The sequence below is a fragment of the Halogeometricum sp. S3BR5-2 genome, from assembly GCF_031624635.1.
In the GTDB taxonomy this organism is placed as follows: domain Archaea; phylum Halobacteriota; class Halobacteria; order Halobacteriales; family Haloferacaceae; genus Halogeometricum; species Halogeometricum luteum.
In genome coordinates this window covers 317687-337635 of the sequence record NZ_JAMQOQ010000006.1, presented here as the reverse complement: position 1 = coordinate 337635, position 19949 = coordinate 317687, and the positions used below count along the sequence as shown (strand labels likewise).

The 19949-nt window shown below is 50.9% G+C and carries 25 protein-coding genes; 11 read left to right on the top strand and 14 right to left on the bottom strand.

From position 1 onward, the window contains the following. Positions 1 to 121: 121 nt before the first annotated feature. Positions 122 to 868: a hypothetical protein gene (locus NDI79_RS20535; RefSeq protein WP_310930555.1), complete on the bottom strand. Its 747-nt coding sequence runs from the start codon at positions 866 to 868 to the stop codon at positions 122 to 124. Then, entirely contained in the window at positions 869 to 1105 is a 237-nt protein-coding gene (locus NDI79_RS20530; protein ID WP_310930554.1) for a hypothetical protein, read from the bottom strand. It lies immediately after the preceding gene. Positions 1106 to 1298: 193 nt separating this feature from the next. On the opposite strand from NDI79_RS20530, the gene NDI79_RS23660 reads away from it, so the two are divergent. Together NDI79_RS23660 and NDI79_RS20525 are read left to right on the top strand one after the other, a co-directional pair. Beyond that, positions 1299 to 1736 (top strand): DUF7437 domain-containing protein, encoded by a 438-nt coding sequence (locus tag NDI79_RS23660; RefSeq protein ID WP_425499639.1) that lies wholly within the window; start codon positions 1299 to 1301, stop codon positions 1734 to 1736. A 751-nt stretch (positions 1737 to 2487) separates the two neighbouring features. Beyond that, on the top strand, positions 2488 to 2919 hold the full coding sequence (locus NDI79_RS20525) for a nucleotidyltransferase domain-containing protein (RefSeq protein ID WP_310930553.1): 432 nt from the start codon (positions 2488 to 2490) through the stop codon (positions 2917 to 2919). 74 nt (positions 2920 to 2993) lie between these two features. Here NDI79_RS20525 and NDI79_RS20520 read toward each other — a convergent pair whose 3' ends face one another. Next, positions 2994 to 3119, bottom strand: coding sequence for a hypothetical protein (locus tag NDI79_RS20520; protein ID WP_310930552.1), 126 nt, complete (start codon positions 3117 to 3119; stop codon positions 2994 to 2996). A gap of 255 nt (positions 3120 to 3374) precedes the next feature. After that, complete coding sequence (locus NDI79_RS20515) at positions 3375 to 3671, bottom strand: hypothetical protein (RefSeq protein ID WP_310930551.1); 297 nt, start codon at positions 3669 to 3671, stop codon at positions 3375 to 3377. Between the two features lie 290 nt (positions 3672 to 3961). On the opposite strand from NDI79_RS20515, the gene NDI79_RS20510 reads away from it, so the two are divergent. Then, positions 3962 to 4561 (top strand): DUF7437 domain-containing protein, encoded by a 600-nt coding sequence (locus NDI79_RS20510; protein ID WP_310930550.1) that lies wholly within the window; start codon positions 3962 to 3964, stop codon positions 4559 to 4561. A 283-nt stretch (positions 4562 to 4844) separates the two neighbouring features. On the opposite strand, the gene NDI79_RS23655 is transcribed toward NDI79_RS20510, so the two are convergent. The 3 genes from NDI79_RS23655 to NDI79_RS20500 form a co-directional block, all read right to left on the bottom strand. After that, on the bottom strand, positions 4845 to 5378 hold the full coding sequence (locus NDI79_RS23655) for a GIY-YIG nuclease family protein (RefSeq protein ID WP_425498313.1): 534 nt from the start codon (positions 5376 to 5378) through the stop codon (positions 4845 to 4847). 264 nt (positions 5379 to 5642) lie between these two features. Further along, complete coding sequence (locus tag NDI79_RS20505) at positions 5643 to 6674, bottom strand: hypothetical protein (RefSeq protein ID WP_310930549.1); 1032 nt, start codon at positions 6672 to 6674, stop codon at positions 5643 to 5645. Positions 6675 to 7152: 478 nt separating this feature from the next. Beyond that, on the bottom strand, positions 7153 to 7563 hold the full coding sequence (locus tag NDI79_RS20500) for a hypothetical protein (protein ID WP_310930548.1): 411 nt from the start codon (positions 7561 to 7563) through the stop codon (positions 7153 to 7155). Positions 7564 to 8806: 1243 nt separating this feature from the next. Between NDI79_RS20500 and NDI79_RS20495 the strand changes: the two genes are divergently transcribed. Together NDI79_RS20495 and NDI79_RS20490 are read left to right on the top strand one after the other, a co-directional pair. Continuing rightward, entirely contained in the window at positions 8807 to 9634 is an 828-nt protein-coding gene (locus NDI79_RS20495; protein WP_049984715.1) for an IS5 family transposase, read from the top strand. 69 nt (positions 9635 to 9703) lie between these two features. Next, entirely contained in the window at positions 9704 to 9910 is a 207-nt protein-coding gene (locus NDI79_RS20490) for a hypothetical protein (RefSeq protein WP_156105561.1), read from the top strand. Between the two features lie 475 nt (positions 9911 to 10385). On the opposite strand, the gene NDI79_RS20485 is transcribed toward NDI79_RS20490, so the two are convergent. Beyond that, positions 10386 to 10778, bottom strand: a complete 393-nt coding sequence (locus NDI79_RS20485; RefSeq protein WP_310930547.1) for a DUF7342 family protein — start codon at positions 10776 to 10778, stop codon at positions 10386 to 10388. A 125-nt stretch (positions 10779 to 10903) separates the two neighbouring features. Next, positions 10904 to 11596: a nucleotidyltransferase domain-containing protein gene (locus NDI79_RS20480; RefSeq protein WP_310930546.1), complete on the bottom strand. Its 693-nt coding sequence runs from the start codon at positions 11594 to 11596 to the stop codon at positions 10904 to 10906. A 765-nt stretch (positions 11597 to 12361) separates the two neighbouring features. On the opposite strand from NDI79_RS20480, the gene NDI79_RS20475 reads away from it, so the two are divergent. Further along, positions 12362 to 12730, top strand: a complete 369-nt coding sequence (locus NDI79_RS20475) for an ArsR family transcriptional regulator (RefSeq protein WP_310930545.1) — start codon at positions 12362 to 12364, stop codon at positions 12728 to 12730. Positions 12731 to 12849: 119 nt separating this feature from the next. On the opposite strand, the gene NDI79_RS20470 is transcribed toward NDI79_RS20475, so the two are convergent. Both NDI79_RS20470 and NDI79_RS20465 read right to left on the bottom strand, forming a co-directional pair. Further along, on the bottom strand, positions 12850 to 13251 hold the full coding sequence (locus NDI79_RS20470) for a VOC family protein (RefSeq protein ID WP_310930544.1): 402 nt from the start codon (positions 13249 to 13251) through the stop codon (positions 12850 to 12852). A 111-nt stretch (positions 13252 to 13362) separates the two neighbouring features. Next, positions 13363 to 13689 carry a hypothetical protein gene (locus NDI79_RS20465; protein WP_310930543.1) on the bottom strand — a complete coding sequence of 109 codons (327 nt, stop codon included), beginning with the start codon at positions 13687 to 13689 and terminating at the stop codon, positions 13363 to 13365. A gap of 593 nt (positions 13690 to 14282) precedes the next feature. Here NDI79_RS20465 and NDI79_RS20460 point away from each other — a divergent pair. The 3 genes from NDI79_RS20460 (at position 14283) to NDI79_RS20450 (ending at position 15870) form a co-directional block, all read left to right on the top strand. Beyond that, positions 14283 to 14897 (top strand): hypothetical protein, encoded by a 615-nt coding sequence (locus tag NDI79_RS20460; protein ID WP_310930542.1) that lies wholly within the window; start codon positions 14283 to 14285, stop codon positions 14895 to 14897. 63 nt (positions 14898 to 14960) lie between these two features. Continuing rightward, positions 14961 to 15266 carry a helicase C-terminal domain-containing protein gene (locus NDI79_RS20455; protein ID WP_310930541.1) on the top strand — a complete coding sequence of 102 codons (306 nt, stop codon included), beginning with the start codon at positions 14961 to 14963 and terminating at the stop codon, positions 15264 to 15266. A 49-nt stretch (positions 15267 to 15315) separates the two neighbouring features. Further along, entirely contained in the window at positions 15316 to 15870 is a 555-nt protein-coding gene (locus tag NDI79_RS20450) for a hypothetical protein (protein ID WP_310930540.1), read from the top strand. Between the two features lie 9 nt (positions 15871 to 15879). Here the strand turns inward: NDI79_RS20450 and NDI79_RS20445 are convergent, their stop codons facing one another. The 3 genes from NDI79_RS20445 to mntA all read right to left on the bottom strand — a co-directional run bounded on the left by NDI79_RS20445 (position 15880) and on the right by mntA (position 17198). Then, positions 15880 to 16032, bottom strand: a complete 153-nt coding sequence (locus NDI79_RS20445) for a hypothetical protein (protein ID WP_310930539.1) — start codon at positions 16030 to 16032, stop codon at positions 15880 to 15882. 302 nt (positions 16033 to 16334) lie between these two features. Further along, the gene (gene hepT, locus NDI79_RS20440) at positions 16335 to 16763 is read right to left on the bottom strand and encodes a type VII toxin-antitoxin system HepT family RNase toxin (RefSeq protein ID WP_310930538.1); all 429 of its coding nucleotides are present in this window, start codon (positions 16761 to 16763) and stop codon (positions 16335 to 16337) included. Further along, on the bottom strand, positions 16764 to 17198 hold the full coding sequence (gene mntA, locus NDI79_RS20435; RefSeq protein WP_310930537.1) for a type VII toxin-antitoxin system MntA family adenylyltransferase antitoxin: 435 nt from the start codon (positions 17196 to 17198) through the stop codon (positions 16764 to 16766). A 379-nt stretch (positions 17199 to 17577) separates the two neighbouring features. On the opposite strand from mntA, the gene NDI79_RS20430 reads away from it, so the two are divergent. Then, the gene (locus NDI79_RS20430) at positions 17578 to 17907 is read left to right on the top strand and encodes a hypothetical protein (protein WP_310930536.1); all 330 of its coding nucleotides are present in this window, start codon (positions 17578 to 17580) and stop codon (positions 17905 to 17907) included. A gap of 619 nt (positions 17908 to 18526) precedes the next feature. Continuing rightward, complete coding sequence (locus NDI79_RS20425) at positions 18527 to 19729, top strand: basic helix-loop-helix domain-containing protein (protein WP_310930535.1); 1203 nt, start codon at positions 18527 to 18529, stop codon at positions 19727 to 19729. Positions 19730 to 19949: the final 220 nt, after the last annotated feature.

The window sequence follows — 19949 nt, the reverse complement described above, 5'->3', positions numbered from 1 at the left end:
GTTGTGTCGGCTTCTTTCCGTCCACGTTGTCGAGAGCGTCTTGCAATTCCTCGACGGAGATCTCGTCGAGATGATTCACTAGCTACTGCAACTATCTCTGAGTAAAAAGTTCTACCGGTTACTATAGGTCACAGCTCATGTATACCAAGCTAGGTAATTTCCAAGACACAGTGCTGTCCCAGTCTTCATCTGAGAGTGCGTATTTTGGCTTTCCAAGTGCTTGAGATAGATATACCGCTCTCTTGTTCCATTCTTCTTCGTTGAGCTGATTTTTGTCGACGATGTTGAGTCTGAGTGACGCCGATTTGATGTCCTTCAACTCATAGTCACGGAACCAGTCTTTGAACGCTGCATTTCTTTCTTCTCGGTGTATATCTTCGTATACTTCCTCGCTGTTTGGTATCTTCCACTCTATCCTTTGGTGCTTGAGTATGAGTGAGACATTGTTGACCGTCCGACGGTTGCTGTCTGTTAGATTTCCATTTGTCTCCAAGTGGTACCAGTACCGGTTCAGGTGTTCCGGAGTGAAGTTGACGGTGAAGTTTTCACCTTCTTCACTTTCTATCACCTCATCTATGTCTCCATTCTTCCCGACTTCTTTTCCTATGAAGAGCCATTCACAGAATCGCTCAACTCGGTTGATGATATCGCGCATCGACCGGTAGGAGTAGCCTTCTCCGCGTCTCTCATTCTTCCCCCGGTCGAAGGCCCAGCGGGTGAAGTCAAGCCTCCAGTCCTCGAACATCTGGAGTTCGAGAGGCGTGAGTTTCTTCTGTAGACTCTCGCGAACTTCTGGAACGTTCATCTCTTTTGATGAATACTCTGGGATGGGCTTGTCGTGGATTGGGTGGTCTTCTGGGGCTACCATTTATTCTCCCCCATTGATATATTCTCTCAGACAACCCCGGTTTTGGGAGGTGAACTCTACGCTGCTGATGCCCTCGTAGTCAAGAGGGCTTCTTGCTCGGTTGTGGACCCACTGAACAAATTCCATGCGCCAGTCCTCATACTCCGTGAGTTCGGAGGTAGACCGTTTCTCTCTTACTCCCGCTCGCGTTTCTGGAACGGAGATTTCATCGCGCCGGTTGTCCTCGTTGTTGACCATCTTCTTTTCCTCAGCTTATCGTAGAGGCTAGACCATATATGCATTGCGTTTCAATTTATCTCTCTGAAACGCCGCTAGAATGGTTAATTAGCTCTTTAGAGACATCACAAGACTAATCCATATCTGTGTGGTTTTCAAATACAGTAGATGGAAAAAGAGGTAATAGTGATTCGCCCCACGTTCAGCATTCTCAATAAGTACTGCTCAGAAATATACACACAAACTCTCTGAGATAGGTCTTACCGGGAAGACAAACGGGAAGTGGACAGCTTGGCCTGTATACGGAATCTGGACGAGTGAACTAACCGTTGGGATTGGACCTGTCGTCATTGCGGTCTACGGGGCGACCGCAATCAGTGGAGACCTCTCCCGCTATGCGGACCGCCATGGACAGGAAGCTATCATCCCTGCAGTCTCGGCGACGATAAAATACCTGAGAGGCGACCTGACGCGCCGAGGTGACGCAACTGAACTGAACGTCTCTATGGCAGAAGGAATTGCAGTTACACAGGCAATTGAGCCGATTGTCGCTGTGGTACGAGACTTTGACCCTCTGCTCAGAGACGCTTCGTTCGAAGTAGACGTACATGCGCGAGTGCTTGATAAAGCACCGTACCACGTTGTGAACTGAGATAGCTCGCGAAACGGACTCTATACGCCGACTCAGAAGTACTGCTTTGCACTTATCCTGTGCTACTGCATATTATGGAGTCGTTCGAGTACAGACTCAGATGATGACTCTCGGTCGAGGTTGCAGTCAGGATTGTATCGATTCTCTTGTTCCAGTTCCTAAGAATGTTCCATGGAACTCTTCAGAGAACTCCTTGAGAATATCAACAGGAGGCTTTTGAGAAAGATTCTCCGTAATCCGGGAATGCTAATTTAGTGGTTGAGGCAGAACAGCGGGTCACGTCCTTAGTATACGATGTCATCCCCAATCGGGTAGTTCTACTCGTGCTTGTTCTGGGAGTGCTCGCGCTCGGATGGTGGACAATGGACTGGTCGTTCAAATATTCGTATGGGACACTGATGGGGATGACTGCGATATCGATAATTCGGCGGTATGGGGACCCAGCGTCAGGTGACGAGTAGCAAAAGAGTTGCAGAGAGAGTGTTGACTCTGCGTTTCGTAACCCCTCCGCTCTCGGACGGTGCCCCGATTCTGTTAGGTCTGGTGAGTAGTTCGTTGAGAGGCATTGTTCATCCTCGGACTCCTATGGCACTTAGTCAAGAGACAGCGAGTTGGTTGATGGGTTCGTTGGATGGAATTGGTAAAGTGGTTCCCGGAGTGGGAGAAGAACCGCGGAATCATGATATTGATGAGTTTGATGTCTGGGTAACACAGCGACGACATTTTGCCAGATGCCACTGTCAGTGACAGTATGACTGGAAAGAGTGGGAAGAGCCCTGAAGAGATAGCTGAGATTACTGGCGGAGATATCAAGGAGATTCGCGCAGCGTTTGAGTCTGTCCGGATAATTCGAGCTCCGGAAAATACGGATACTGAGGACATTGCAACCCATGTCCGCTCAATAGCCGCTCGGAACGACCTGACTCTCGACAAGGTCATTGTCTACGGCTCGGTCGCTCGGCAGGAGGCAACTTCTGAGAGCGATGTTGACCTCGTCGTTGTCTCTGCTGACTTTGTTGATGTGGGTTTTCACGAGCGCGCAGGCGGCATCTACTGGGAATGGGATACTGACCGCTATCCGGTTCCGGACCTTATCGCACTGACGCCGGAAGAATTCGAGCAACGGAGGATGCGGGAAGGAGATGTGGTTCAAATTGCCGCTCAACAGGGACTACACTTCTGAATCGCCAATCTGAAATTTCGTGTTCTTTCAGTAGACGCTTCAAGTGGTCGTGGACACGGGGGCCGTCAACCCTTTCATCCATCACCTGCTCCGAATATCTCTTCAAGTTCTCTGGTCGAATACCCGTACTTCTGGTTGCTTTCGCGGGCGAGTCGAATTGATTCGATTTGCTTCTGGGTCTCGGTTTTGCCGTCAGTCATGTGCGTCAAGCTCTGTTAGGATTTCGTCGATACTGTGGGATATATGTCTTCTTTCGGTTCACTCAGTTTGGGATGTGTACGCGAGCAGATGCTGTGAAGACGAATGCTATCATAGTTCAACGGCTCTGTCGATGATAGTTTGTTGAGGCCGTGCTGAATACCGCGCGCGAATCGGCTACTGGCACAGCATCCAGTCTGGAAGAGCCGAATCACTCAGAATAGAGCGTGGTCTATCACCAACCATTCGTGACCGGCTCACAAGACGGCGAATGCAGCCCCTCCAACCAGACACAAGAGTGCGACACCAACGAGCAACGAGAGGGTCGTTTGGTTGCTATCGGGCTTCGTCGCACCGAATCCACCCACCCCAAAGAGGGAACCAACACCAACGATAATTGCCCCACAGCCGCCGAGGAGCGCCACCAACAGCCACGCACTCAGACCCTTGTTGAAGAGTTGGATGCCTGCGGTCCCGGCGAGCCAGAGCCCGCTCACCAGCGGAGCGACTCCAACTATATTTTTACTTGACACAAATAGTTCCTCTGCACCCACGTTTAAAATATGCAGCAACACTCTCGCTCGCTTCATCACCCATCGATACACTCGCAAGGCGCTACTCAGCAGTTAGTTCAGCGTCGGTGAGATGGAATAAACGAATCCTCCGTGCTGAATACACTCTCTGTAGTCAGCACGCAACTTCTGTCCGTATTTGAGGGTTTCAACAGAGCCGGTTTGTAGTACCCAGAGAAAACGCTAAGGTGTAGTGAGGTTGGGGTCGTTACAGCGGAAATGCGCGCTCATCATCGGGTAGATTCGAGTCAATTGGAACCCAACTGGAGACCATGCAAAACGCCTCGAATACTCCACAGTTCATGAATACTGCTCAGGGCTTCTTTGCCGTTGGAGAGTTGCTAAGCAAGTCCGACCTCCCTCGCTTGTATACTGACTTGCTGATTAACTCGCCAACGACACTCGCTGCTTCACAAGAGAGATTAGAGCTCTCAGAGAACACTACTCGCAGTTGCGCGACCACACTGTTCGAGATTGGTCTTGCTGAGCAGACAGAGGGCGAGTGGACTGTATCTACTGTAAGCGGCAGTTGGACTATAGAGGCTACTATCGAGATTGGGCCAGTCGTTATCGCGGCCTACGGCGCAACGAACGTCGATGATGACCTCGGTCGCTATACCGACCGTCACGGACGAGCAGCTCTCATTCCGGCTGTCCAAGCGACTGTCGATTATCTCAAAGGTGACCTGACGCGCCGGGGAGCGGCAGAGAAACTCGGTGTTTCGACGGTAGAAGGGATTGCAGTCACACAGGCAATTGAGCCAATTGTGGCTGTGGTACGGGACGTTGACCCGCTATTCAGAGACGTTTTGTTCGAGGTCGACGTGCATGAGCGAGCGCTTGATAAAGCACCGTACCACGTTGTGAACTGAGATAGTTCGCGAAACGCGTACGTCGGTAGTCTTCCGACGAACTCAAAGCTTGAACAGGCTTCAACGCGTATTTCTTGGAACAACTTCCCTCAGGAATGGCATTAAGATGTTTTCAGGGTCAACGTACCCTTCGACGAGCGTCCCAGTGCGAGGCTGGTTGCATACTGATGTTAGTGTGTAGGAGCTGTTCTCCAGAGTGGCACCGATAATGCGTGCATAGAGTTCTCCCACCGTGACCCTTGCCGAGTTGTCTGGTTCGAATAGAATTTCTGCTGTCTCAAGCCTACAGCTGGTAAACGTAGTCGTTTGGGAATCTATCTCGTAGTTGGTTTGCAACTTCTTTCTCAGCTCTCATCGCTTCTTGGAATGATGGCCACCACGATACGTCAAGCAACCGTACAGGGCGGAAGACCGTCGTGAAATGTGCTCCCGCGTTACCGGGTGAGTTCAGATGCTGATTGAGACGATTCAGTAGGTTGACCGTCATTCCGACGTAGATGAGCCTGTTCGCCTCATCCACGTGGCCCTCCCAAGGCTTGCCAACTCGTCCGAGGTAGTTCAACGCAGTCTGCCTGTACGATGAATTCTTGAGACACTCCAGCACGTATACCGCATCTGTTCTAGGCTCTCCTGTACAGAAAGGGAGGCATTCGGCAACGATAGTAGAGGGACTAGTCTCGTGAATGAATGGTGCGGGGACTCCTGACTCTTCATAGCTGTCTGAAGGAATGCGGTTGACCACATCTTGGACGAGGTCAGTGAGAGCCTCACGCCGGTGAGACGGAACAATTGGGGACCCATCGGCGCAGTAGTGCATATTTATCTTTGTTCCTAACTGTATCTCTGTATGATAAGTATTCTGCTCACTCCGACCTCTGTCTGGTGTCTACAGACTCCAACTGGAGTAAACGTCTGAGCTTAGCTCTTTGTATTATCTGACAGGAAGCCAGTCAACAGTGGCTACGGCAGGCCACTCGTGCTTGTTCGAGGTACGAAGTCAAATTCTCGCGGTTGTACTATGCAGCTACTCAGCAAGTAGACCGTTTGACCGTAGGCTGCCGAAAAATTGAGCCCGGTTAGTTCAGTTCGCGTCTGCCCCGAGGACGCCCGTACCGGTTGCCGTCGCGCCTTCGTTCGCCGCGCTGACCGTGACCTGCGTTTTTTCCATCAGCACCGCCGGATGGTCGTTGGCGATACGCTGGAGTCCGGCGTATCCGACATTCTCTTCGGGCCACGTGGTCGGGTCGCCATTCGCATCGTAGAACGGGTAGCCGTCCTCGCCGTTCATCGCGAGCGGGTCGGCGTTCACGCTGTCGTCGTTGTGGCGGAGCGACACCGTAAATCGCAGACCGATGTGCGACTCCACTGTACTCCCGTCGTCGCTGCTGTCAAGGAGCGATGTGCCTCCAGCAGGACCGTAGGTGCCGTTCAGGAAGTTCCCACCACCGCTGACGCTGATGCCGCTGAGGTACTGTCCGGGGTTCTCGGTTACGTCTCCGTCGGGTAGAGTTTCGTACTCGGGTCGTCCGTGGTCGTCGGAGAACAGCATAATGGGCGGAATCTCCGAGTCGGGGACGGACGTACCCTTGAAGTAGTCGCCGCTCCGATTCGTCAGTTCCGACGCCCGACTGTACACGGGGGCCCTCCCGTTGTTGGGGTACGTACCGTGCGTCCCAGAGTCCGTGAGCGTCTCGGGGTAGTACTCGTTGTTGAACAGCCACGGCGTCTCTCGGAACACGGGGACATAGCTGTCGTCGAGAAGCGGGTAGCCACCGTAGTCGTTCCCGAGTGCGTCGTAGATATCCTGCCGCAGGCCATCTATCCCAGCTTCCCAGTCGGGGTGGACTACACCGCCCGGTCCCTGTTCGAGACGTGCTTCGACGAGGACACGCAGTTTATCGACAGACTGGTCGAAGCCGTCCCACGTAACGCGCAGCTTCGGCTTGATGAAGACGTTCGAGATGTTACCCGTGTCGTTGGGGACGACACCCGCGTCGTCGCTGTCGATAGTGAGCTCAGACGTAGCCGCGCTCGCGGAGAGCGACCCAACACCGATACCTGCAGTTGCGATTCCAGCCGCACCGATTCCTTTGATGAAAGTTCGTCGTTCCATGTGTTTTCAGATTCGGACCCTCACCACCCCGTCACCCCAAACCGAGTGAGTGTGGCGGATGTCCGATATATCCCGATAAGAGGTTGTCAGTATAGTTACAAGCAGAATCACGAAGCTCATCGCACGAATTAAGCACTCTTAACGAGTAATTGAGCGGTTCTGGGTAATCTTGGCAATGCGGTTAACTACGAGCTTCACTCTATCAGGGACAACCATACCACAACCATCTAGACTTCCAAACTTCACCCGCACTCCATAATCAGCACTCCCACAACAAAGCATCAAAAAGGGTTTCAATAGGGTCAAGCATGGACTCGGGATGCTCAACGACTAATAGATGATTCACTCAGAAATCCTATTATCGGGAGTCAATTGATGGGGTAGGCGAATTCTGTTCGATGTGTCGCGAACGTCGTAATGTGTAGTAGTAACTGAATCAAACCGGCAGATACAGATTCGAGAGAGCACCGGATACTTCTCAGGTATCCTCGTAGAAATCTTGCGTGAGGTCTACGCCAGCGCGTGACTTTTCTCGAAACTCGGCTCGCTTTGTTTCCATTACCTCCTTCGGTACGTCGCATTCGTGCAGAAGATAGCGAAGCGTTGCGACCTCGTAATAGATGTCCTCTAGCACGAAATCGGACATCCTCTGATACTTATTAGCAATGTCTTCAATCTCACCTCTGAGCTCTTCTAGTTGCCCTCTGAGAGCAGACAGTGATTCTGCGAAATCATTGAACTGCTCTTCGTCAAGAACAACCTGTGCAGTTTCGTCTTTGTCGTCGTCGAAGAACCCGTGATAGATTGCATCATGGGCGTATTGAGTTAGCCGCATGATTTTCGGTGGGTTGGCGTAAGCAGTCGTCTCATCATATCCTGCGAGTTCCACAAGCCCGGCTCGTACGAGAATGCCATCTGAGCGAATTCTCTGTTCGACCTTGTGTTTCGGTAGACCCGTTTCACGTCGAATGACAGCAGAGTTCGCTTGGCGACGACGGTTGAGTACCTGAAGAATTGCTACCGAGGCACTATCGTAATCAGAGGCCGTCAATTTGGATGGGTCAGATGGGACGTTTGTCTTATTCGCCTTCATAATTTTCAATCGATGAACAACTGCAAAGATATTGTCCGCACCATTGTGCGTGGTATGTCTGGTACCTTGCACCGCCAACATAGAGACGCAGTATAGAACAGCATATAATCAGCTCCTCGACTTCCCTCTGTGGGGGCACCCCCGTCTAGAAGAGAAGTCACACGTTATGGACTGGTCTCTCTACCGGTTCAACATCTCTGGATGCTACGATGACAAATACGATTATTGGTGTGCGACTCAAGAAACTAATATGGACTCGGACGACCGTGTGGAGGCGACAACCGAAGACGCCAACGTTCGGTCAAATACAGTCCGACCGTGGCGGTATTCTCTCTTCCAGATACTCCGACGCTGGTTCGGAGGAGAAAACTAGTTCTCATTAGTGGCGCTCCCGCTGGTACCACAGTTTGACACCCAGCACGGTGACCGTGGTCTAAGCAAGTGGATTCTGCTCCCGGGAACCGAATGACTGGAACAACAGCAGCCCGAGAGACACAGACATAGCAAACAGAGTAATGGCTGTCACGAGTTTGCCAGTCAAGGCACCAGACATAGCAGAGAGACTCAGACTGGCCGTGAGAGCGGCAGTAGCAACGATGAGCATAGAGATTGGTCCCCTATTATCCATACTGGAGAGGACGAACTCCCCACCCAAAATATCGACGACAGAGGGAATCCGTTATTGATGTAGAGCTCACGCCACACAACTAGTCTGGCGCTTCCAAAGACAGGCCGCGGCACGAATCTATAGAGTTGGATTGAGCGCGAGAATTTTGAGGATGGCTCTGTTGAATCCCTCAGATACGGACAAGAGTTGTGTGCTGAATATAGAGGGTGTATTCAGCACAGAGGACTCGTTTATTCCGTCTCACTCACGCGGAACTAACTGCAGAGTAGCGCGTGCCCAGCTAACGATATGAAGGCGCTGCTAATCGGAGCGAGTTCTATTCAAGGACCCATACTATGTTGAATTAGAGTCCCGTCGTGGGCTCTGTTGAAATCCTCGGAGGGTTACAGGTTCGCCCGGTAGTCTGACCGGATGCAGGCCCTCCCAAAGTCGCAGTTGCTTCGGTTCGTTGAGCAGGCGTATCACTTGGCTCGGCGAGCTGTTGCCCGCTACTCGTCGAAGTTCTCGAAACGCCGGTACACACTCCACCAGCACATCGTCTTGCTCTGTCTCAAGATGCGGAAGAATACGACGTACCGGACGCTCCTTGACGAACTTATCGAGATGCCTCGCATTCGGAGCGCCCTTGACCTTGAGGAACTCCCGTCTCCTTCGACGTTATGTAAGGCGTTTAACCGGCTCGATATGGCGGTTTGGCGTGTGCTTCTCAACCTCTCGGTTACCCTCCTCCCGACCAACGGTGTCGTCGGTATCGATGCCTCTGGCTTTGACCGTAGTCACGCCTCGAAGCACTATACGAAGCGAACGAAGTTGACGATTCAGCAGTTGAAAGTAACGCTTCTCGTAGATACGAGGTCGAACGCGATTCTCGACGTACACGTGACAACGACACGAAAACACGACTCGCAAATCGCACCATCGCTCCTCAAGAGGAATACTGGTGACGTAGCGATTCTCCTCGGCGACAAGGGATACGACGACCAGAAGATTCGCGCATTAGCCCGTGAGACTGGTGTTCGTCCGCTAATTAAGCACCGCGAGTTTTCATCACTCCATAGGGCGTGGAACGCTCGACTTGACGCCGACCTCTACGGTCAGCGGAGTCAAAACGAGACCGTAAATTCTCGCCTCAAACGCAAATATGGCGCATTCGTCCGCTCACGGCGCTGGTGGAAGCAGTTCCGTGAGATTACTCTCGTCTGTTTGGTTCACAACCTCGACAAGGCCCTCGCATCATAGCGCGACTATCGGAGTGTGACTACTGCAACTCGCAGAAGGCTCATATGAAGCGGCGATAATGGCTAAACAATGACCGAAGATACGCTTGTACCGTGGAAGACACTCATCAATATGATTGGATTAGGACTGATAGCTGCGCTGGTGGCAGTTCTTCTCATTATGTTCATTCCACTTCCAAGCCTTCCGTCATGGGCTCCAATTCTACTGGGACTACTCGTCGCATTTCTGTATTATTCCTATGAGGAATTTGGAGGGGACGAAGTGACAGCGTCGTAATTCGCTGAGATACTATTTAGCACGCGTTCGTGTCTATCTGATAGGATTTCAACAGAGCCCCGTCGTGTGTTTTGGTACATGTAGACGAGAAGACCGAGAATACCAAGAAACCCGTACGCGACTCCTCTAAACTGTGGGGAAGAGAGACCTCTCTCCTTTGAATCGGAGTAGACGTAGTATCCAACTGTGGGCCAGAAGATAAGAAGATAAAGGCCCATCCTGACGAACACACCATTAAATGTGGTGAAAGGGTCCATACATCTAAGATTGGAGTCTACAGCTATATTTGTTCCCCTTGTGTCGGACAGACAACGTTACCAGAGCACTGCGAATCTATTCGCATGTCCTGAGCGACTCGATTCTCTCATATGGGGGCGCTGTGTCAGCGACCGATTCGCGCTCTCTATTCAGCACGGTCTCAACAAACTATCATCAGTAGAGGGTTTCAACAGAGCTGTGAGGACGAGAGTCAAGGTCACTTATTCTCCTCCTGTTGAAGATTGAGTGCTGCGCGGGCAAACACAAGATTTCTCCGCGTTGTTTCGTCTGGTTCGTCCATCGCCTCCATCTCGTGAACTCGCTCCAGCAGAACCTCGCGGTCGTCAACGCGGTCTAAGATGTCACGAGCCTGCTCGTCGACCACTGACTCCCAGTTTCGCGTCCACTCGTCTTCGTCAACGTGGTCAATAAACCCCTCCTCCTCCATCTTAGTGAGATGTTCCTCGGTCTTTGACTCAGAGACGTGGGCTGTCGCTGCGATGTCTGAGAGAGGTCGCGGTTCGTACGAGCGACGCATCACCTCGCGGACGCGGTCGTACGGTGTAGTCTCGTCAACCCATTCCGAAATGACCTGCTCGTTCACGTCCATTTGAGTAGAAATCAACCGCGTGGATAATTAGCATGGGGGTGGCTTGTGAAGGTGAAGTGTTGTTCTTCGTTGAAGTCGTCAAATCCCAGCCGAGGTTTAGCTGGGGACGAATCCGACACTACCATTCACTCATTGACGCTACCGTGCAAAATCATACTGTAGACGGTGTCGAACCCGCCTGTTCGGTGGGTAACGATACTGTTCTGGAGGATTTCCCGTAGGTCTTCTACGTAGTTCGGCACGGCTTGCAAACCCTCAACATCAATGTCGAAGGCATATCGATTGCCGTCAAACGTGTTCTCTTCAAGGGACTTCCTGACTTGATTCGCCCGCCGCTGATTGCTCATCCTGTTTTCACGCACTAATACCCAGAGGTCAATATCACTACGGCGGTCAGCTTCTCCATGGGATACACTCCCGTAGAGGACAACGGCAAGGACACCATTGAGTTCCTCTATCAGTGCTTCTGTCGCCGCCTCTACCGGCGCATGAAACTCCGACTGAGGGATTTGGAGATAGGGACTATCTGGGATGGTCAATCGGTTCCGATTGATTTGTACGAGACGACGCGAACCATCACGCTCCTCAACAACAAGGTCGTTATTCGAGAGGCAATCGACTGCTTTGGTAATTGTCGGTCGTGTGTAGCTGACTGCTTCAGCGATGCCTGTCATTGAGAATGATTCGTTATGATGTCGGGCTAAATAAAGAAGGATGTCGTCAGCGGCTTTTCCTCTGAATAGTCGACTATCTTGAAGAGGAACATCAATCGCTATTTGAGCTCCATTACTGGAGTTGTCGTTCGCACCAGTTTCCATTGTAAACCGAGTGCGCACAGGAGAATTTAAACTTTATACGTATCAGAGCATCTCTACGGAAACCCTCTGCTGATGATAGTTTGCTGAGACCGTGCTGAATAGAGAGCGCGAATCGCTCACTGATACAGCGCCCGGTCTGAGATAATTGAATCGCTCAGAACAGCGTGCGAATTTAGCAAACCCGATACCTCCATTTGGAGTGTTCTGATTTGATAATCTTCGAGTCCTATATCGCGGGAGTAGACTTATTACATTTTAATTGAAATTCACTCTTAATGTCACGGAGACCGCCAAATGCGGAGGTAGTTGATTGCGGCTATTGCAGGGGAACTGGGGTTGAGGGAATCGGTGAGTGCCCAGCGTGCCGCGGTAGAGGGCGTCACAAGTTTCAACTCCGACAGGGGGAGCAACTGGAGAGGTGCCGCCCTTGTAATGGTAGCGGCGCTCACGGGGTCAGTCTCTGTTCACAGTGCGGCGGCTCAGGTTGGATTAGATTTTAATTGGACGCCTACCGGCATGGGTGGTTTGAATCTCACGGGCTAACTACGCAAGATGCATCCTGTGTATCTTGCACACCGCTACTGACAGTGGTTGAGGAGTTAGCTTACCGCCTGCAGAATACAACCCAGCAAGTAGCAGTGGGGGGTCTGCACATGAAGCGGAAGTCCGCAACAATCTCTCGTCACAATAGAACGGATTTCTATCCAACCGGAACGGGCAACAAAATAGACCCGGCTATTTACTACCGAGCGACCGAGTACAAGCATGGTAATAGATATCGCTATAGCTTCCGACAAGGACCACGCCGATATTCTTGCAGATGTCGTCGGCCACCCGGCAGGAGCACCGACTGTCGAAGAACTCGATTATATGTGTTCAAACTTCGACGCAGAAGAGATTCGTCGCCATCTGAGTACGCTTGAAGACGCAGGTATCGTTCAGATTAGCGAACTGGAGCCAGTCCCTTCACCTTCAGATTCTCCGACTCAATTCGCCAAGCTGACCAGTGACGCGCGTGAGCGACTCAACGCCGAGGGTCTGTTTCCTCAGGAAGCATGGCAGCGACAATACACCGCTGTTGAGAAGCCACCTCGAATCAAAGAGCTTGAAGCGTTACCACGACCGAGGTCGTGATTCTCCTCAGTGCAAACTTATCGTCTCGTCCTCCTACTAACGACCTCTCTTACTATCCAACGCAGACTTCGGATGTTCCCCCATAAGCCCTCTTTCAGCTTTACTGGTGGCTATAGTAGCTAGTTGTCGGTAAGTTGTGGACACGCCACCTCCCAAAGATGTTCGTCTGGGTCAGCAAAATAACCAGAATAGCCACCCCAAAAGGCTTCCTGAGCTGGATTCACGATGCGCCCACCAGCAGCTTCTGCTTCAGCAAGAACTGCATCTACCTCTTCTTTCGTCGATACATTGTGAGCGATAGTGACTCCAGAAAAGCCGCTGCCGTCCGTGGTAACGGTCGCGTCTTCGGCGAGTAATTCTCTTGGATAGAGTGAGAGCCATGTTCCGTCGAGAGGGAAGAATGCGACGTTGCTGTCATCTTCCTGTTCTTGCATCGGCAATCCAAGACCATCTCGATAGAATCGAATAGATTCAGCAAGGTCAGACACACCAAGCGTAATGAGCGTAATCCGAGGGTCCATGCTCAATAGACGAGTACTGTGGCGATAAGTCGTTCAGCTGTATGAAGTGGGCTGCTGCCAAGAGGCGATTGTGGAACAGAGCGTACAGTTTGCTTTAACGAATTCAGCTTCTCAGGAGAAGAGTGTAAATAGAATTACGCCTCCTACAGCGAGTGAAGAGTATGTGTACCAAACAATCTCGTAATACCCCTTGGGAAGATTCGTCTCCATTACATACGATACTATCGCAACTCCACTTACGAGAATCCCGATATCAGCGTATAGAAGCAGCCATTCTGGCGGTATCGGAATCTCGTAAACGTAGACGTTCAAGGCGATTCCATTAGCGAACATCGCTGGGCGACTCACGTAGTGCTTCTCAACAAGAAATCCGGTAATAATTAGCCCGAACACCCCCAAATTCACGACGAAGAACTCAGGTAGCGACTCCACTATCATGCTACCTCTTCTGAGAGCTACAATATTATAAGAATTTCTTTGATTAGACTATTTCTTAGAGAGAACAAGTGCCAATTCTTACTGAGCGTCACTCTTGTGACTGCACCGTTGGAGGTGAAGCTTTTCGCGTATCTCTCGTGCTGAAACCTTAGTCCCACACTTTTCACATCGATAAAACTCGCCCGACTCGTGTTGATAGATGAGGAACCCGTCAGTTAGCTGCCGTGGCCATGTAGTCATAAAAGACCAGAGACAGGCAGACTGCAATGGTTTTATTCAGAAAATAACCTCTGGACTAAACTGTCTACTTCAAATATGCGCCCGTAGAAAAGAGGGCTGAGAAATTCATGACGCTACGTGACGAGGCTTGGAACACCGTCCTAGAGCAGATTATCCGGACTGGGAAATTTAAAATCGGAGACCTACCGTTCAGAGAAGACGAGCGACATACTGTCCGACGGGTCCTTAGAGAGGCGGAAGCATTTGACTGGCTAACAAGAGATTCCTGTGGGAGTTCTATCTGGCGGGCAGGCCCCAAGGCTGAGATGCTGATGAATCTCAGTGAGCACAAGTTGAGACAAGCGCAGAAGTAGATGCATATCGAGAGACGGAGCGCCGAAGCTGCGCTGGACATTCCACCTCCCGGCAAACACGAAAATAGCCGACTGAAAAGCCTGATAGAGAAAGAGTATCTCTCACTGGAAACTGCAATCTTCCCATTTGACGAGATTCCGACATCCGAATTTGCGCGTGCTCGTCGAGCAGTGGCCGGGTCTGTCGTACTGACTCCCCTCCACGCCGACCTGAAGGCAGTGGCGACATGGTATCTACAGCGACAAGGCGTCTCCAACATCGCTTATGAACCCTGCTACCCCGGTAGTTCTCGACGTGCAGACGTTGCAGAAATCTCACAAGGATTTTACGCCGAAGTAGGACAGGTTGAGGACTTATCGCGGGTCTATGAGCAGTTGGGCATAGATGTCGTGATGCGCGGGAGCTCTGTTTCCTCGGTTCTCAGGAGATATCCCACCGACGAAGACCCAACCGATGACGTGAACGCCATCCTGTCCATTCCGTTTCCAGTGGCTGATTCCTACGCCCGAGCATGGACACTCGACGAGCTTTCAGTTCATACCTTTACTCGGGGAGCGAAGGTTCCGACAACCCCAAATCGGCGAAATCCGTGGTGGGGAAAAGAATCTATCTGAGACCTCTGCCCGAAAGGAAGACCATACGGTCAGATACGGAACTGGCAACTGAGCGACCGAGATATGTTCTTCTCGCCCGCCGCGACCGACGGCGTGGACCTACCGGGCGACGAGTGCCGCTGGCAGGCGCTCGTGAAGGTACCCTACCCGCAACCGAGCGACCCGCGGGTACGATTCCTCTTAGACGAACATAGCGCGTGGAACTGGTACTACGAGATAACGTCGCAGGGCGTACAGCAGGCCGTTGGACGCGGTGTACGGAGCATGGAGGACGAGTGCTCCTTCTACGTCCTTGACGCATCGTTCTTCGACGCACTCGGTCGTGCATCGGTTCCGAGTTGGTTCAGTGATGCGATAATTGAGGCATAGGCAGACTCAGACGGTTACTTTATCTGACAACAGAACCACACGCTAAACCATGGTTTCTGAGACCGTAGCTGTTGGACTGATTAGTGTTGGTGGTACTCTTGGTGGTGCTCTTGGGGGGGCACTACTCAGCGGTTTCTTCAACCTATTATCAACTCGTGAGCGTCTCAAAGAGGAGAACACACGCCAACACGCAGATTACTTCTTGCAGCAGAAGGTCGAATCACTGGCCGAACTTCATGCACAGATGGAGCGATGCTACCAGTATTATCGTTCTAACTGGGGCCAAGCCCACAAGATGAGCGAGCAGGATTACGAAGATGAGGTCTTAGGCCGATTCCACGACTTTGAGTATGCGATGCAACGCGCTTCGATATTCCTCGATGAAGAACAGTTTAGAGTTATGAAGAGGTTGCGCTGGAAGTTCCAGAAGACAAATACGTATTTCCTGAATCAGGCGCTACACTTCGATGAAAACTCATCAGAAGAAGACTTCCTTAACCAAGATGTCGAGTACAACGACGTAGAGTTGATAGCTGAAATGAACGTAGTCCGAGAAATGCTTCAAGGGGAAGTCAATGAGCCAATCAAGTATTTCGAAGGGTAAACTACGCCCTTAGACGTTCAGCCGAAACACGTTCTCCCGGTACTTCCGCTCTATCCGGTCGTCGTGCGGGTGTAGGTACTCGTCCATCGCCGCTCGGTCCTTCATCTTCCCGACTCTGTCGCCCCGCACGTACTGAATCTCCTCGTACTCGAACGCATCCACGTCGAACGCCAGAACGACCTGAAGAAGTGACGCCCGAGTGCGACATAACCGGCCGGTACTCCGCTGTTTCCTCGTATTCCGGCTGAAAGTGACGAGACCTGATTGATAGCGTCCTTATCTTCATGGTCGTGCGTTATCTCCGAGAAAACCCACAGCTTCCCATCAGAGGCCCGGACGAGCAGGTAGTCACAGGCATCCGTCGCACCTCGTCATTGACTGGGTGCACCACCGGAACCTCGCTTGAACTCAATCTAGATGAGGAAGTGGTCCCGTCTGACTGTAATACTCAGGCGAGTAGATAGTCATGAGCCGAACTGCTGGAACCACTGAGCGAGTTCCTGCTGAAACTGCTCGAACCAGTGGAGGTCGTTATGGAGAACATCATACACAACATCGTGGTCAATATCTCCATATCGGTGTGCGAGGATATTCCGAAACCCGATGGCCTCTTCCATTCTCCCTTGTGTTTCGGGCGAGAGGATGTCCGCATTCTCAAGGGCTTGCATCTCCTGTTTCGCCGTTCCACTCGGAGAAAGGTCCTCTTCCGAGCGGATGTGCTGAGCAAGGTCGATGCATGCTTGGACGAGGTTCATCAACGTTCGTTCGACTGCTCGTTGCATGACCACGTCCTTGACGTACTCTTCCTTCGACATTCCACGCATCTGCTTCAGGTCGTCAGTGTACTGGTTGATATACCGTAGCTTGTCTACGACGACATCTTCATCAACCATCTACGTATCTCCACGAGCTAGTCGGTCGATGAATTCCCGGCGTTCTTGTTCTCGGTCAACTGCAGTATCCTCGTACTCCTGCTTCACTTGCTCTTGGTACGACTTGACTGCCTGTTCATCGCCAACGAGAACGATACCGTCCCGGAGTGCAGCGTGGGCAACTGGTGTTGGGAGTGAGCCGATATCACTCACATCGACGAAACCTTCGGCGTACTCCTGCAGATGAGCATCGATACGGTTGCGGAGGCGGAACCGTTCGTGGGCGTCCATGTTATCGGGGAATTGGAGGGCGATATCTACATCGGATGAATCATGAGCTGTCCCCCGGGCGTGCGAGCCGAACAGCAGCGCAAAGACAATCTCCGTCTGGGCGAGATACTCACTCATCTCCTTGGTGTTCACGCCTTCAACGGTTGGCTCGTCCCCACTCGACATACGAGGATGTTCGAGAGCCGCCATTAATACATTTGCGTCCACTTCCAGCTAGAATACGCTATTGCATCTCGGTGGCCCAGTATCGGCAACCTATCCATTGGGCACTAACAGTTGTATCTCAATTCCTCTTGAAACCTTGAATCAGGACTCGGACCAGTTGTTAAAGACGAACCAATTTCTCGCTGAAAGTTATTCCTGTCTTCCGGGCAAGGCATCGCGTGTCGCAGGTGTTGTTGTGATTTCTTCCCGTATCCGCTCTTCTCCTTTCCACTTGATGTACTGATACCAGATTTCACCTGAGTCATGGGAGAGTGTGTCAGCTATGCCGTGCTCACACTTGACACCTAAGATTCATAATATTTAGTGAATATATGCCATCATGGCAATCGTTCGCTGTCAAGACCACCCCCCGCGGAATACACACTACGCAATCGCAGTCAAACCAGTCGGTTATCCCGACACAGCGCTCGTCTGTGGTCGCGAAGGCGATGAACATGGTGAAATCGGGTGGGTATACCTTCTCCCTGATGAGCATCGTGAATACGAAGATGGGAAGCGTGTTTTCGGTCTCTGGGGGCCGGACTCATCTTCTACTGCGGCTAAGGTCTGCGTGAGTAACGAGGTCGTTGAAGGCCTAAACAAGTGGAATAAGAAGGAGAAAGCTCCGAGAACAGGCCTACAGTCTCAGTCGAGTATAGACCGCTACTGAACGGACCCTGAGAACTGCGTTGATAGATGCTCCAGTCCAGTAGCGTACTTACTATGAGACCTGTCTCACCAGTATTTTAGTTGAGGATTTGTCCTAATCGTTATCTGGACTTAACAGAAGTTCGCCTTCATGTACTCTGTAGTTCACTGCGGTCGTTTTCTCAGGATTGACGCCTAGTTCTTTTAGCTGTGCTGATGAATGGAAAATTGCAACTCCTATCGGTTGACCTTCACTGTGTCGACTAATCCTTGCAGTTCGGACTTCATCCTTCTTTTCTGCTCTGTTTGTGCCCATTCGATGTGATTGTGAATACTGTGTGTATAATAAGAATATGAACACCTTGGAATCGCATCAGTGAAGCCATGGAAGTAGTAACTACAAAGTCGGTACTCGGTGTTCTGTACCTAATTAACTCAGTCAGTACCAGTAGAGACCGATTCCTCGTATTATATATCAATAACACTACTGGACTCTAATCAGACACTATTCAATGGTTTAAAAAGAAATGCTGATAAACAGGAGGAGGAAATAGGATGTCAGTCACAGGTGTGTACTACCTCTCTTCGGTGATTTCTTTAAGTGGGTGATGGCGGGGGACAGTCAACCAGCGAGCGAACGAATGCCGGGTATCTATTCATTCGTAGAGAATAGGGTGTCCAGTGTTTTGCAGGATTACTCGGCATGGCCTGCAAATATCCTCAAGCTAGAGTGCGAAAAGTATGGAATTTACCAAGATGCAACTGGGGCGGTTTTAGCCGAGTTGCTAAGCAACGGAGACGTAAGCAAAATTTCAGTTGAAATTAGTAATAGTAATCACCCTTTCTTTACTGAACCCGGCGGAAGCAAAGACAATGTTACCCATGAGATAGAATCGGCTCTCAAAGACTTGGACAAGTTCCAGACGAATTACGCCTACTTCGCAGAACTAACGGCATTTGTTGCTCTGTGCAAAGTACACGACGAGATAGGACCACATATTGCAGGATTTGACGTACTTCCCAAAGGACCGAGACCTCATTTACTGCATACCTCTGATGGTACTCCAGATGGCTTTGCAATACTTCCGGGGGAGTACCTACCTCTCGAAGTATACAATGGGCGCGATTATCTGGGAACCGGTGGTGACAAGCATGGTCAATTATACGATTTCTCTTCTGACGAAGGAATCATAAGCAACCCAATTTTAGTCAACCGACGTTCGGACCAAGAAATCAAGAAAGAAGCAAGAAGTCTAAACGGGATGGTGATTGATACCGATGTGATAATTGGTTGTGAGGATGCTGTTCCTAATCTTCCAGAAATATTGGAACTATTCAATATTGAGGAACTCTTCGAACTGCTATCTCCATTAGAGACAGAAGGTGGACTCAAACTTGACGGGGGAGACTATCACAGCATCGCCCTTAACGGTGAAGAAGGTCGAAGCCTCAGACCACCTTCAAAGATGGTTCCCGCAGCCAAGCAACTCCCAGAAAAGTATATAAAGAGAATCCGAGGTGGAATACAACTTCAGTACGTAAACTCTTACTATCGTCAAGCCACCGACCGGACACAGCGCGAAGCGAGTTTGGTGCTACAAAACATCTACAACCATCTACTACGAGAGGGTGGGAAAAGACGAAGTACAGCCATAGATGCTGGTTGGGACAGAATGATTGACCAGTATCGGCGAATTAAGAGCGCTCAAAAACGCCGTGAGATGATATTGGACAAAACAAGAGAGTATATAACGGAGCTGCACAGTAAGAACGTAATCTACGAAAGAGACGGGAAAATTTACGCCCGGTCTTCGGAACATCCGCAGCAGTCACTATCGTTCTGAGTACTCTTCTTGGTTCAAGCTACATTCAGGAATACACCCGACCAGAACGCAAGAAGCGGACTCTGAATATCTATGCTGAATACACACTTTGAGAAAACTCCTGTTCAACCCCCCTTAGTAGGCGGTCAATTTCCATTGGCTCTCTGACGAACGGTAGTGTAGTCTATACGACAACTTCTGAATATAACTACCCAAATCAACAGTTCTGAGTAAGCTACCC

What these genes read in the sequence shown, in the direction of transcription:
- NDI79_RS20530 (WP_310930554.1), bottom strand. Translation starts at nt 1,105, where the DNA reads ATGGTCAACAACGAGGACAACCGGCGCGATGAAATCTCCGTTCCAGAA.
- NDI79_RS20520 (WP_310930552.1), bottom strand. Translation starts at nt 3,119, where the DNA reads ATGACTGACGGCAAAACCGAGACCCAGAAGCAAATCGAATCAATTCGA.
- NDI79_RS20465 (WP_310930543.1), bottom strand. Translation starts at nt 13,689, where the DNA reads ATGATAGTGGAGTCGCTACCTGAGTTCTTCGTCGTGAATTTGGGGGTG.
- NDI79_RS20495 (WP_049984715.1), top strand. Translation starts at nt 8,807, where the DNA reads ATGCAGGCCCTCCCAAAGTCGCAGTTGCTTCGGTTCGTTGAGCAGGCG.
- NDI79_RS20455 (WP_310930541.1), top strand. Translation starts at nt 14,961, where the DNA reads ATGTTCTTCTCGCCCGCCGCGACCGACGGCGTGGACCTACCGGGCGAC.
- NDI79_RS23655 (WP_425498313.1), bottom strand. Translation starts at nt 5,378, where the DNA reads ATGCACTACTGCGCCGATGGGTCCCCAATTGTTCCGTCTCACCGGCGT.
- NDI79_RS20505 (WP_310930549.1), bottom strand. Translation starts at nt 6,674, where the DNA reads ATGGAACGACGAACTTTCATCAAAGGAATCGGTGCGGCTGGAATCGCA.
- NDI79_RS20460 (WP_310930542.1), top strand. Translation starts at nt 14,283, where the DNA reads ATGCATATCGAGAGACGGAGCGCCGAAGCTGCGCTGGACATTCCACCT.
- mntA (WP_310930537.1), bottom strand. Translation starts at nt 17,198, where the DNA reads ATGTCGAGTGGGGACGAGCCAACCGTTGAAGGCGTGAACACCAAGGAG.
- NDI79_RS20485 (WP_310930547.1), bottom strand. Translation starts at nt 10,778, where the DNA reads ATGGACGTGAACGAGCAGGTCATTTCGGAATGGGTTGACGAGACTACA.
- NDI79_RS20510 (WP_310930550.1), top strand. Translation starts at nt 3,962, where the DNA reads ATGCAAAACGCCTCGAATACTCCACAGTTCATGAATACTGCTCAGGGC.
- NDI79_RS20430 (WP_310930536.1), top strand. Translation starts at nt 17,578, where the DNA reads ATGGCAATCGTTCGCTGTCAAGACCACCCCCCGCGGAATACACACTAC.
- NDI79_RS20450 (WP_310930540.1), top strand. Translation starts at nt 15,316, where the DNA reads ATGGTTTCTGAGACCGTAGCTGTTGGACTGATTAGTGTTGGTGGTACT.
- NDI79_RS20470 (WP_310930544.1), bottom strand. Translation starts at nt 13,251, where the DNA reads ATGGACCCTCGGATTACGCTCATTACGCTTGGTGTGTCTGACCTTGCT.
- NDI79_RS20480 (WP_310930546.1), bottom strand. Translation starts at nt 11,596, where the DNA reads ATGGAAACTGGTGCGAACGACAACTCCAGTAATGGAGCTCAAATAGCG.
- hepT (WP_310930538.1), bottom strand. Translation starts at nt 16,763, where the DNA reads ATGGTTGATGAAGATGTCGTCGTAGACAAGCTACGGTATATCAACCAG.
- NDI79_RS20535 (WP_310930555.1), bottom strand. Translation starts at nt 868, where the DNA reads ATGGTAGCCCCAGAAGACCACCCAATCCACGACAAGCCCATCCCAGAG.
- NDI79_RS20490 (WP_156105561.1), top strand. Translation starts at nt 9,704, where the DNA reads ATGACCGAAGATACGCTTGTACCGTGGAAGACACTCATCAATATGATT.
- NDI79_RS20425 (WP_310930535.1), top strand. Translation starts at nt 18,527, where the DNA reads ATGCCGGGTATCTATTCATTCGTAGAGAATAGGGTGTCCAGTGTTTTG.
- NDI79_RS20525 (WP_310930553.1), top strand. Translation starts at nt 2,488, where the DNA reads ATGACTGGAAAGAGTGGGAAGAGCCCTGAAGAGATAGCTGAGATTACT.
- NDI79_RS20475 (WP_310930545.1), top strand. Translation starts at nt 12,362, where the DNA reads ATGGTAATAGATATCGCTATAGCTTCCGACAAGGACCACGCCGATATT.